General features: G+C 50.4%; 4 protein-coding genes. All 4 read left to right on the forward strand.

Features of this window, described 5'->3' with window-relative positions:
• Nucleotides 1-121: 121 nt before the first annotated feature.
• Nucleotides 122-736: a hypothetical protein gene (locus BUB59_RS15515; protein WP_200778832.1), complete on the forward strand. Its 615-nt coding sequence runs from the start codon at nt 122-124 to the stop codon at nt 734-736.
• 457 nt (nt 737-1,193) lie between these two features.
• On the forward strand, nt 1,194-7,646 hold the full coding sequence (locus BUB59_RS10885) for a glycoside hydrolase family 9 protein (protein ID WP_073229839.1): 6,453 nt from the start codon (nt 1,194-1,196) through the stop codon (nt 7,644-7,646).
• Between the two features lie 21 nt (nt 7,647-7,667).
• Nucleotides 7,668-13,535, forward strand: coding sequence for a glycoside hydrolase family 9 protein (locus BUB59_RS10890; RefSeq protein WP_073229841.1), 5,868 nt, complete (start codon nt 7,668-7,670; stop codon nt 13,533-13,535).
• 14 nt (nt 13,536-13,549) lie between these two features.
• Nucleotides 13,550-14,260 (forward strand): hypothetical protein, encoded by a 711-nt coding sequence (locus BUB59_RS10895; protein WP_073229843.1) that lies wholly within the window; start codon nt 13,550-13,552, stop codon nt 14,258-14,260.
• The last annotated feature ends 135 nt before the right edge of the window (nt 14,261-14,395 follow it).

The raw sequence follows: 14,395 nt of genomic DNA on the forward strand, positions 1-14,395 counted from the left end.
TCGTTGGATGAAATATCACTTTTGCAAACTTTTCTTCACTTTTTTTAATATTTTTCAGCCCAACTAGTCCATTATGTATTATTTTTTGGATTGTAAAATTTTAAACTCAAAGAGGAACGTTATGAAGATCAAGAATCTGATGCTGGCAACCATGGTTGCCTCTGCTATGGCATTCGCAGCTGAAGCTGCTGCACCTGCAGCCGCCCCCGCTGCCGCACCGGCACCTGCCGCTGAAGCTGCTGCTCCCGCTGCTGAAGCCCCCAAGGCTGAAGCTGCCGCTCCGGCTCCTGCTGCTGAAGCCGCTGCACCGGCTCCTGCCGCTGAAGCTGCCGCTCCCGCTGCTGAAGCCGCTCCTGCCGAAGCTGCCGCTGCTGAAGCACCCGCTGCTGAAGCTGCTCCCGCCGAAGCCGCTGCTGCTCCTGCTGAAGCACCTGCCGCTCCTGCTGAAGCACCTGCCGCTGTAGAAGCACCCGCTGCTGAAGCTGCCCCCGCAGAAGTTCTTGAAGCAAAGGCTGAAGAAGCACCGGTTGATTCCGCTGCTCTTGCTAAGGCCGAAGAAGAAAAGAAGGCTGCTGAAGCCGAAGCTCAGGCAAAGGCTGAAGAACAGGCCAAGGCAGAAAGCGCTGCCGGTGGTACTGCAAAGTCCTCCGTCATGGAAAACCCCTGGGAATTCCTCATCGTTTCTGCTGCATTCGTAGCATCCGTTCTCGCCATCATCTTCACTGGCAAGGACTAATATAGACGCAAGGGGCTACGCCCCTTGGATCCCCTGCAAAAAGGCCCGCTCAGCGGGCTTTTTGCGTTTCTTCCCGATTGTTTTTTATGATTGACGCAAGGGGCTACGCCCCTTGGACCCCTAGCAAAACCCGCCCTAAAGGCGGGTTTTTGCGTTTTTTACGAATTTTTCAAGCAATCCATCGGTTTCACAAATAACAGCAAATTTTTCCTACAAGTCAAACAGGAAATACAAGTTTCATACAATTTCCTTACTTTCGGAACGATATTTCCCTCATGTGTAACAAAACGTTTTACTGTTGTCGTTTTGAGAACGTTTATAGAACGTTTTGTGAATCCGCTCCATCTCATTTTGGGCAGATAAATCTATCTTAACATTTAAGTGTTTGGAATGTTAGGATGAGTGCATGCTGTACTCTGTCTTTTTGTGTATTATGAAAGGAGGCTCCGTGTCGTTTATGAAAAAATTTGCCGCCGTATTATTAGCAGCTACCGCCTTTGCGTCAGCCGCAACTCAGGAACAACCCACTCCTTATGACCTGATTAGGCCCGTCTGGCCCTTGACTTGGGATGAATCCATCTTTGATCGTTATGATACTACGGTCACCAAGAAGCACAATATGGTGCCTAAGAATAGGACTCCGGCCTCTTTCCAGCCCAACGCCTTTATTCCCGACACATTGAACCAGGCCTACCTGGACGCTATCAACGTGCGTATGTCCCCCATCCGTATCAACCAGGCCGGTTATATGGAAAGCGACCCGGAAAAGCAGTTTTACTATGTGGGCAACGCTACTGAATTTGAAGTTGTCGATATCGACGGAAACTCCCTTAGCCCCAAAGTGACGGGCACATTTACCTCCACCGGTAAGATTATCTCTTCTGACTGGACTATTATTGCGGGCACAAACGCAGCCACCAACGACCAGAAGCGCTACCAGGTGGATATCACAGGCCAGTCCGGAACAGTCCAGAGAGGCTTTATCCCCTCCGCAGGCCTTGAATCCGACACTCGCTACCGCATTAAGGTTGGAAACGACATTTCCAGCACCTTTATTATCAGCAATCGCGTTTACTCCATGGTCCGTTCCGCAGCCCTAAAGTTCTACGGCATTAACCGTAGCGGTAATGGACAGTCCTGGTTCCATGACGCAAGCCATACCTTGGATGGTGCAGGTCCTATCGTTACCGGATCTGACGACGTTCGTGACTTCAGCCAGTATAACGCAGCTTTGGCAGGAACCCTGGAAGGTGGATACTATGACTGCGGAGACCACCTGAAGGAATCCCAGACCCAGATGTACGCCTTCATGGTGGCTGCGGTGATGGCAGCAACTAACCCCGACGCCGACGAAGACGTCTATGCCTACAACCAAGGCGAGACCGTCAATACCGATGGTGTTCCCGATATGCTCCGTGAAGCAAAGCATGGTGCAGACTTTGTGCTCCGCGCATTCGTCCGCGCCAAGGGTGTCATCGATGACATGGCACTTTCTGTAGGTAACTTTGGTTCTGACCATGGCTGGTGGGGACGTCCTGAAAACCAGGATAAACTTCCCATCGATGGTTCTGCAGCGGCAACAGACCGTGGCGGTCCCGTATCCCGTACCGTACGTCTAGGTGAAATCGGTTCCAACATCGGTGGCGAAACAGCAGCAGGCCTTGCCATTCTTTCCAAGAACTATGCCGAATACGACAAGGACTTTGCAGACTCCTGCTTGATGGTTGCAGAAAAGATGTACGACTTCGCCAAGAGCCTGGCTCAGGGCAAGTCCACCTATGATGGCGGCAAAACCTTCAAGTATAACAAGGAAGCTGCGGGCTGGAGCTCTCCGGCCTATAACGGCAACAACGAATTCTATGACGACCTGGCCCTCGCTTCCGTGGCACTCCTTTACGCCACAGGCAAGAAGGAATACGCCGACGACATGATCCGTACCAGAAACCTGGTTCAAGGTCAGGAATATATGGACGGTCCCGGCTTCTTCCAGGGTGGTTGGTTCGTGACCAATAACAAGGGCTTCTTCAAGGATGTGAAAAACACTAGCTGGGCAAACGCCTACTCCTATGCCCTCTACGCCCTTTACAAGCTGATTCTCGCCGACAAGACTAAGGCAACCACAGAATACGGTCTTACCGAAGAAGAATGGTCTAATGCCATTGAAGACTGCGTTATGGATATGATCGCAAACCTTGGCGACATGTCCTACGGCCAAGGTTCCCAGAGACTTCAGCTTCCGGGCAGCAACAACATCTGGAAGCCGTCCTCCATCACCTATGATGACCTCTGGTACACCATGAATACAGACCAGACCTGGATTTACAACCGTTACCAGGCAGGTAATATTTTTGAAGTGCTGGCCTACGCAGATGTCACTAAGGATATTACCGAGAAGGGCTACGTTCTTCCTCAGGCTGGTTCCCCGGACTGGAAGTCCGACGAAATGCACCAGTTGGGTATCAACCAGTTGAACTACCTGTTGGGCGTAAACCCCTGGGACGTTTCCTACATTCTGGGTATCGGTGACAAGAATGACAACCACCCTCACCATCGTGCAGCAAACCCGGAAGGAAAGAATCAGCCCGGCGCAAACTACAAGTACAATCCTCCTGTAGGTGCTCTCTACGGTGGCGTCACTCCGGGGCTTACCAACTCCATGGTTCCCGACAACAAGAGCTGGGAAGATTACCACAAGTCTGAAACCTGTATCGATGCCGCAGCAACCCTGGTAAGTTCCGGCGCTCTAGCAGCAGCAAAGTTTGACCGCACCGCCGCACCCAAGGTTAACGTGGAAATCCGACACGTCAGCATGGACTCCGCTATTGTGATGGTCAAGCTTTCTACCCGCGGTACAGCAACCATCATGTATGGCACCGCAGAAGGACAATACACACTGAACGCCTCCAATGACGAAAAGGCCGTTCAGCACGAAATCATCCTTCGTGGTCTTGATAAGGGCACCACCTATTACTTCTACGTTCTGGGACAGAACGCTTATAACGAACTGAACTATACCCAGAAGTTCTTAGTCGATAGCACCCAAACCCCCTATAGCTTTACCACACTGAACACAGTTGAAGCAGCAGAAATCAACAATGTTACCGTATGTAACTTGAGCGCAGACACCGCAGAAATCATGTGGTATACACCCAACGGAGAATACGAATCCAAGGTTTACTGGGATACTGTGGCACATGCAACTCCTAACGAATTCGCCTTCAACTCCGGCAACAGCAATGCAGATATCGCAGGCCTTCCCACCAAGTTCCACTACGTGAAGATTGGCGGACTGAAGGAACAGACAACCTACTACTATATGGTAGAAAGCAACGGCGTATACACCAACGTGGATGATGACGGAAATCTGCTGAAGTTCACCACCCCCGTAGGCTGGTACGACTTCAGTGTTAGAACCTACCAGTATGAATTTGGCGGTATGGACTTCCTGGATGCAAACGTCTACAACAACGAAGCAAGACCGTTTGATAGCCTAACCCTGCGTCTGTACTTTACCGCTCTGCCCGAAGAAGTGGAAAAGTGCGCCACCTTGATTGACTCCGATATTTGCCAGGCTTACGACGAAGCAGGCTTTAACAAGCCCTGCGAAAACGACCGAGAACTCCGCGACCTGCTCCGCGCAGCCCTGCCGGTTCGACTGGACGACACCTATGATGCCGCAACAGGCAAGTACTCCTACTACTTCCCCGCTCCGCTCGGTTCTTCTACCATCAAGTCCCAGTCCCGACTCCGCATTGACTTCGGTTTCTCCTCGGGTATCTCCAACGATGGTTACAAGACCTGCGAAACTTTGCGCGCCGTCGCCAAAAAGCGTTTCTCTAAGGAAACCGGCGACTGGTCCTGGGCACCCCATGAATTCCTAGTAGATGGCGCCGACTACGACGGCATGCCCATTGAGGACAAGGACTACGGCGATACAGACAATGAAGTACCCATCAACCAGTTTATCACCGTTTATCGCAAGAATGAATTCATCTGGGGTTACAGCCCCTCCAAGCAGGAAATGAGCACCAAGCGCGCTCATTACGAGATTACAACAACCTTCGATGCACCGTTTAACGTTTCTGATGGTAGCTATGTAGAACTTGACCAAACCAGCAGCACTGTTTACGTGAAGGGGCATGCCAAGATTTCTGAACAGGGCTACATCACCAAGATCTGGGCAAACGGTGTTCAGCTCAAGACCACCACCCAGCGCGTTGGTGACGAAATCATGATGTTCGACAATAACGGCGTCATCATCGCTCACTACAATGTGGAATCTGGCGACGGTATCATTGACTCCACAGGCCTTTGGACCTTGAACATTCCTGTAAAGATGGGCATTGGCAGCAACAAGGTGGACATCACCATCTTTGCTGGCCCCAACCCGGAATGTGAAGCTTGTACCGAAAACGGCGGTTGCGCCTTCGTGAACCGCAACTACTATGTTCAGTTCTCTCGCGGCAACCTGACAGCCTCTGCATTGACCATCAAGGACGTGGCTGGTAATCCTGTTGCAAGCCACGCAGATCCTAGCGGAACCAATTTCAACATCTACCTGAACGACAAGGACAAGGCGAAGTATAGCGGAACCGTTAACGTTCTCGTAATCAACAACAAGAAGAGCGACACCCTGAAGGTCGCCATGGTCGAGGATGCAACCAACCCGGGTTACTTCGTAAGCAAGTTTACTGTCAACGCAGTCTCTGTTGCTAAGAACCAGCGTTCCGGCAACCAGATTTCCTTCTTTGCAGGTGACACCATCCAGGTGATCTATCTGGATCCGGATGATGACGAAGACGTTTCCAAGCAGAGTTTCTATGCGGAAGCAACCTACCCCACTCCGCTGAAGGTTCTTGCTCAAGATACCAACTGCGATAACGTTGCCGACCAGCTGCTGGTACAGTTCTCCAGCGAACTGGATGAAAACGTCCAGTTCCAGAGCATGCGCTTCTACATCAGTGGTATGTCAGATACTGCGGAAGTTTCTCTTGCAGGTGTAAAGACAACAGGTGAAAGAGACATTGTCGTCAAGATTCCTGCAGAAATCGTCATTCCCGAAAATGCAGCACCCTTCGGTGTTGCAGAAATCTACCTGAAGGCTGATGGCGAAGTCAGCAAGGAACGCCTGGCTGTAAGCGACGGAATTCTTCCCCAGCTGATTAGCGTCACCCTGTTGGAAAATCCGGACCGCCAGTATCCGGAAGACACCTTGATGGTGGCATTCAATGAACCGGTTCTACTGAGTTCCGCAAATACCTGGCCCCTTGAAGTGATGGGCGTTACCGGAGCCGCAATCAATGTGGTTGGCAAGGCAACGACCACTAACGACGGCAAGAGCTGGATGTTTGCTGTTACCGGAAACACCGACGGCCAGATTCTTGCAGAAGGTGTCACGGTCTACATGAAAACGAACATGGCAACGGACAAGTCCTTTAACGCTCTTGATCCTGTAAACGCCTGCAAAAACGTTGTGATTTCAGAAACTCCGAGACCCGTGGCAATCACTCATGCAGAAATGCGCGACCTGCAGGGCGATGGCTATCCGGATGAACTGTATATGGTATTTGAAAAGCCACTCCGCGAAAAGGATATGTTGGACAGCTTCGTTGTGGTTTGGGGAATGAACGCAACCACCCTGAGCTTTAAGCCCAGTAGCTGGACCCACACTGTGGTAGAACAGACTCGCGAAGAAGAAGTATTCGACAAGGATTCCACCAGCGCCACCTACGGTCAAGTGATTGGCACCAATCCGGTAACAGAAACCGTTTCCGCCATCCTCATTCAGATGGACGCTACCAACGGCTTCCCCAAGGGTGCAACCAGCGGACCTAACGATGGTATTGGCGGTCGAGTCACTCCACGCTTGGGACCTGAAGGAGGCTTCTTCGACATCCACTATACAATCACAGACAAGTGCCCGCCCATTATTATGAGCGCTTCTAAGGATATTTCTGGAAACACGGCATACCTTTCTGTGAAGATGTCCGAGCCCTTGAATTCCAGCAAGGATATTACGGCCAGCTACATTGAACGTAAGCGCACAGGAGACCTCCCCGCTTACTCCTTCCTGACTCCGCTTACCCTCATTGAAGGTGAATACAAGTACACGTTCTCTTACAAGGATAACGCCGATGACGCAATCCGTATTGGTGATCAGATTCGCCTAGTTTATGAAGGTCAGAATCCCGCTCCAAGATTCAGCGACAAGACGGGTAATTTCGCAACAGATCAGAATCCCTGGGTAACCGTAGTGGGCAAAACCTCAGAAAAGACCCGCTTTATCGTAACCATGGGCCAAAGCGTCGGAACTGAAACGGGAACCGTTCCTGCAGTGCTCCCCCTGCAGTTCCAGAACTATCCCTTCGTTCTATCCGTCACCAACAGCGACGGTGTTCGCACTTACCTGGAAAACAATCATGGTTCCTGGTCCGTGGGTAACGTTACCACCCTGGAACCCACCAGTTCTACAGGTCCCGTATTCAACATTACCATCGTGATTCCGTCCGCATCTCTGGCTGGTACTACAAAGACCTACTTCTATGATTACGAGATGAACATCGCTGCAGATGTCTATGACAACCTGGGACAGTTCATCAACAATCAAAAGATCAAGATTAATGCAGCCAGCTTCAACGTTCTCCGCAATTACGTGAACGAGAACGGCGAAATCAAGTTGAGTCTGGAATGGATAGCCAAGGACGGAGACGCCCCCGTATCCGTTGACGGCAAGAAGATCGGTACCGGTCCCTACATAGCCAAGTTTGATTTCAAGGCAACTTCCACCTGTACCGAAACCGTGGACAGCAAGCTCCGTGATGACGGTCTCTCTTGCGTCCAGGGCGACCGCAAGAAGGAATCCGATTCCAAGACAAGAACCTTCGGCTTTAAGCGTAACAAGAAACGTTAATTCATTGAATTGATAATCCCTATGATGAAACTGATTAAGACAGCACTATTTTTAGGCATGGCATTCGTCACTGCAGCAACCGCTGCAGATGACTTCCCGAACATCGACCGCACCGACAAGGTTAGCGAGCGACGTTATCTGGACTCCTTAAACGTCTATAAAAGGCGTCCTATTCGAGTGAATCAGAGTGGATTTAGACCGCAGGACCATAAATACGCCTACGTGGCAGATCCTACAGTCAAGACATTCAAGGTCATTGACGCCAACACCGGCAAGCAGGTGGACGCAGGTTCCACCAACTTGACCTTGCTGGATGCCAATGCCCCCAAGCCGAACATCTGGGTTAACGGTTCGTTCAACTCCCTCGACGTTCTTTATGAGTTCGGGAAAAACGATTCCCTCACTACAGCAACGGAAGCTCTATACAAGGCAGACTTTACCGCCATTACCACCATGGGTGAATACTACATCGTGGTTGGTAACGACACCTCTGCCACATTCTATGTGCATCCCTCCATCTTCAACGCCATTCTTGAAAATTCCTTGAAGTTCTTCGGCATCCAGCGCTGCGGTAATACCAAGTCCCATATGCATGCAGCTTGCCACTTGAAGGATGGTTCAGCCGTGGGTCACGACCTGACTGGTGGCTGGCACGACTGCGGAGACCATTTCAAGCCTTCCGAAACCATCGGCTACACAGCCTACGCCTTGGCAACCACGTACCTGGTTTACCAAAACAAGGCTGAAGACCGCTATGGCAATTCCTACGCAGATACCACCATCACGGACGGTATTCCCGATATTCTTTACGAAGCAAAGATCGGTGCAGACTATATCTTTAAACTCTATAAGGCATCCAAGGCAGATGGACTCATTGCCAAGAACGATATGTACCACACGGTGGGTAGCGAACTGGACCATGAGTTCTGGGATGTCCCCGAAAAGCAGGATGCCCAAGCATACACAAAGGGTGGCCCCGACCGTGATGTAACTGCAGAAGTTGGAACTTACTCCGGTGCATTTGCGGCAGCCCTGGCCTACTTCGCCGCAGGTTGGGAACCTTATGATCCCGTTTATGCAGACTCCCTTCTGGAAGCCGCAAGAGACATCTATACCAACGTGACATTCCCCCATACCACCGCAGGTCAATATGGTTTAACCCACACGACCATTCCCAGCGCTCTTTATCCCGGTGGAAGTAACGCCTCCAACATGAATGATGACGCCGCTGCAGCTGCATTGGCATTGTGGTACGCCACTAAGGATACCATATACCAATACGACCTGTACAAGAACACGAAAATTCATGACAATCCAGACAACTACAAGTTCAATAACGAACCTAATGATGCAGGTCCTTATTTCAGAGCCGGTTATCTTGGTCAGGTGAGTGGTTTCTATCCCGGAGGCTGGATGACGGACTATGAAAACGTTCACGCCTATGTGCTGTTCTCTTTCGTAAAGCTCATCCTTGAAGACAAGGATGTGGCCCTGACCTACAATGTGGGCGAACTGGAAAGAGACACCTTGCTCCAGCGCGCTACCAACTCTCTGCGTCGTTTGACCGATGACGGTTCCCAAGGATCCAACAAGGTCTATGAAAATCGATTCGGCAGCGTCAAGTCCGTTCCTCCCTACAATCTTGTATGGACATCCAGTGACTGGGGTTTCAACCGCTACAACATGGGTGCCGCAAACGCAATCTTCATGCTCTCCGAAATCACTACCGGTGCAGAACATGAAGCCTACCTGAACCTGGCTCTGGACAACATCTACTACAACCTGGGCGCAAACCCTTGGGACATTTCCTTCATTATGGGCGCTGGCGACAAGAACCAGAACCATCCCCATAACCGTACAGCAAACCCTGATGGTTATAATGCAGGTGGTATGCCGTACGAATACCGCTGCCCTCGAGGAGCTCTGATGGGTGGTGCAGCCCCCAACAGAACCTTGCTGGAAGACTGGAAGGACTATACCGCCACTGAAACCTGTATTGACTTCTCTGTTCAGCTTTTGATGCCGGCCCAGAGTTTGGCAGCCACCCTCCCCATCGATGCAGAAGGTCCCCTGTTCAGTAACATTGCAGGCACTCCCATTACGGAAACTTCCGCAATCGTCAGCTGGGACGCCAACGAAGTTGCTTTGGTCACCGTATTCTACAACACTTCCCCCTCCACCTCTGGTGCAAAGTCCGTCCAGCAGTCTACCGCAAGTAAGGGTGGTGCCCTGACCATTGACGGTCTGGAAATGGGCAAGACCTATTACTTCTTCCTGGAAGGTATGGACACCAAGCGCAACCTCTCCACCGATGACAATCACGGTCAGTGGTATCAGTTTACCATGGTTCCTTCCACCACAACCATCAGCGGAGTTACCATCTGTCAGGTGGACAACCGTAGCGCAAAGATTTTCTGGTGGAGCAGTGACCGCATGAACGGTGTTGTGAACTACGGCACCTCCATGTCTGCTTTGAATGAAGCTCAGGCTGCAGAAGGCGGCGCAGTCCTGTTCCATCAGGCAACTCTTACCAACCTGAAGGCAGGAACCACTTACTACTTCAGCGTATCCTCTGGCGCAACTTCCGACGATAACGGTGGTCAGGGATACACCTTCACCACGGATGCTTACTCCACATACGCAGACCTGGACATCGCCATTAAGCCCAGTTCCTATCAAGATAACGCCGCATGTACCGATTGGAAGGATTGTAAGCAGTTTATCATTAACATCACGAACAATGACACCATTCCCTTTGAAGACTTCGAAATTCGCATGTACTTGAACAATCCCAATCTTACCGCCTTGTGCAATATCAAACAAAGCTTTGGTGGTAGTGGTATTGCAACTCCCAACCCAATCTCCATTGAGTTCGGAACTGCACAGCCAGATGGATTTGGCGGATACTACTTACCCATCAAGGCTAATGGCATCCTGGAAGTTTCCGGTCGTTTGGTCTTCCAGGTTCTGTTCCATGACTACAATCCCAATAACAAGACAACCAACTTCGGTGAGCTTGAAGGTTCCTGGTCTCTGCGTGCCCATACCAGCGAAGACGATCCTGTACAGTTCAAGGGAGTCAACTTGACCAATGGTCCCTCCTTCTCGGGATCGGAAACAACCTGGCTGGAATACGACGCAAACGGAGTCAAGGTAGAAGCATTCGTCCGCGACCCCTATATTGCCGTATACTACCACGGGAAACACGTTTACGGTTATGGACCTGATTACACTCCGGAAAACGGCCCTCAGGTCAACCGCGTCGTCAGCCTTGAATTTGAAAGTCCCTTCGTATCTCCCGTTTCTTCTGTAGAAAAGGAAGATTACCCGACATCCTATATCGCCACATCAGGCGTGTCCCCCACCGGCATGCTGGACGACTTCGAGATGAACGGCACTTCCCGCATGGCCAACACCATGTACCTGGCTGCAAACCGCAAGGACTCCCTGCTTTTCCGTATGGACACCACCCTGGGCTACTCCAACAACTACATGGAATTCGTAAGCTGGCATAATCACGCCGCAAACCTCAACGGAAGTTACGATTGCGCCTGCGGCGTGGTTCGTACCAATGTGGAAATCGATACCATTACCGTACCTCCGGAACAACGCTATCTGGTGTTTACCGTCGATACCGTCAGGGCCTATATCTTAGGTTCCCCCACAGAAGTCCACGTTAGACTTTTGGACAGCAACCGCACTCCCATTACCAATGAACGAATCACAATCATTCTCGGGTCTGAATCCGGACTTGCCAAATTCTATTCCTCCGCAGAAGCAACTATTTCCACTGCCGAAGATTTCAAGGTGGACATTGTGGATGGTGAAGCAGTCTTCTACGTGAAGGCAGACCAGGTTCTGGAAACAAACTTGACCGTTCTTGGCCCCAACACATCCAAGGTAGTCTACGCAAGTACCAAGACTCATCTTTCCGTAGCTGATTTGCCCCCCTGGCCCCTCATTGAAACAGCCTTCATGGTGGATACTGATTGCGACAACAGACCGGACGCAATGAACATTGTCCTGTTCAATGATTACACCGATGGTCAGTCATTCAAGTCCATCAAGTACGTCTACAAGAGCGATACCCTGACCGCCACAAAGGTGATCAGCAAGGATGGTTTGAACATGGTGGTGGCCCTGGACATCCAGGATACAGCCATCAACACAAATCCCTCGGGCTACATTGCACTGGTAACTGATGACAAGGGAACAATCAGAAGCGAATCAGGCGTCTACAAGGACGGCATTGCACCTACCCTGCTTTCTGTTTCTGTCCTGGAACGTCTCGACACAGCAACTTCAGACCGAGTATACTTCCAGTTCAGCGAACCCATTGCCGATCCTGGTATTGATTGGTTCGTACAACTGTTCGCAGCAGACCAGATTACTCCGACTTCAGCCCCTGTGATTATTGAAGCTAAGGAATACAATCCTGAACTGAACATTTGGGAATATGAAATTGGATTTGACGCAGGTGGAGGATCCCTGGTAACAGAAGGCATGTATGCCCAGCTGTTGAGTACCAGCACCATCACGGACAAGAGTGGAAATGGCATTGCAGCGCAGTGCGGTCAGCCCAAGCTACCCATCACGCTGAAACTGATTCCGGTACCCATAACCTATGCGTTCATCTCCGACAAGGACGAGGATGGTCTTGCAGAACATATCGAAGTTGAATTTGCACGTCCCATGGACGCAAGACATACTCCTGACAGCATTTCCATAGCCTTCGGTCGAACGGAAGAAGAAATCGTCAGCATTCCTGGCACGGACGCAATTGTTGCCATGGACGGAATGACTGCAGTCATTGACCTGCAGAAGCCATTCTCGTTGGGTAACACCAGCGGTAAGCATAGCGGAGAAGCCAAGGGCATTGAAATTGATGGAGCAGGCCTCATTACAGAGCATCTGGGTTCTGGCGCATCCTACACCGTCTCCAACGCTCTAGTAGAAGATTTGGTTGGTCCTGTCATTACCTCCGCCACCTTGCGCGGCACCTCCGGCAACACAGTATTCATGACACTCAGCCTTAGCGAGCCCTGCAACAATCGCGACGCAACATTAGTATTCTATCGTCAAAAACAGGGATCCAGAGATACCACCGTCTTCCAAGCAGATCTTGCTGCCTGGAATATGACTAATGGCGGCGTTTCAATCACAGCAGGCTACGATAGCGAAAGTGAACTGGTCGTAAACGACGGCGATTACGTCCGTCTGCAGCCCAAGGAAATGAGCGCCATTGTTGACGTGAAGAATAATCTTCCCTCCTTGAACAGTCCTTGGATTCCCATTTCCAACTCCGGCAAGCCAAAGATTAAGTTTAACGTGACGATGGCTCAGCACCTGGTAAGTTCCGGCAATGTACAGACTTCCGTACCGATGGGCAACAAGAACATTCGCTACTACGTAATGAACCCCACCACCAAGAAGCTGGATCTGATTGTTGGAGGCAAGGCCACACCTACAAATCTTGATTCTACAGCCCTGAGTGGTGCAGTCTGGAAGATTGAAATGACCGTACCTCGCGGCGCAACATCTTCTGAAGACCCCGCATGGGATACTCTGAAAGTACGCTATAACATTCCTATCTACACCAACCTGGGTAGCTACGTAAACCGCATATCAGGATCCTTCAAGGTTCTTCCCAAGCAATACCTCTCTACTGCAGGCAAGGTCGTATTCTTCACCGAATGGGCAAACATGCCGAAGACAGGTATCCAGACAGAATCGGGCCGAGCAGCGGGAACTGGAGCCTACATCTATAAGGCTCAGTTTGACTGCAAGTTCTCACCCAACATGACAAAGGATGCAGAAACCATCAAGCGTTTCGACACTTCAGCAAGCTACGATAAGACAGAAACCTTCGGTATCAAGAGAGTCAAGTAGAAAGGATTACATTCATGATTGAATGCTTGTACTCGGACTCTCTATACCTACAGTTCATCACCCTCTTCTCTTTATTCACCGTGATTGCATTCCCGGTGATGCTGATGAGGAAGGTTGAAGTAAAGCACACGCCTACAATCCTTAACAGGTTTGTAATCATTTGTGCCATATGGAGCATCTGTAGCTTTATTGGGAGTACCTTCTTGAGCGGATATATGGAAGAGGGTTCTCCTCAATACATTGTCCGCCAAGTTGTATTTTGCATTCAATCCATCGCATGGATCCAGCTGGGAATTCAAGCCTACCGCATGGGTGATTTGCTGGTTCTTCCCAAAAAGGCCTATACCTTTGAGGGAATCCGCGTTATCGCCGTTACGGCGGTAATCTCGGTGAACATTCTGTTCATTATCGCGCCAAGAGCCATTACCAGCTTTACCATCGGAGGATATGCCCCCTTTGCAGAACAGCCTATCGCAACAAGTTTTGCTTGCCTATTCCTAATTTTTGATTCTCCCTTCCTGCTAGGGGCCTGTTTTTTGCTGTTGAAGCAATCCATGAACAGTCACCGCAGTTCCTTCAATACAACGAATGTCCATATGGCAATGGTATTTTCTGCGGTGGTGTCTCTAGCCTTCTTCTTTGACTTTATCGTTCCTATCTTTATTGGAAACCGTTCCGGCCTAACCCATAACCAATACACCCGAATTCTATTTGCAAATGCATAATCCGAGCGGAATCTGAAGGATGCAAAAAAGGCCCCCAGATGGGAGCCAGCTAGGATAACTAAATTGCAACCTTCTCTTACCACAAAGAGGTTGCATTGAGTCATCTTAACCGAGAGCAAAGATACAAAATTCTTG

The sequence above is a fragment of the Fibrobacter sp. UWEL genome (assembly GCF_900142535.1).
In the GTDB taxonomy this organism is placed as follows: Bacteria; Fibrobacterota; Fibrobacteria; order Fibrobacterales; family Fibrobacteraceae; genus Fibrobacter.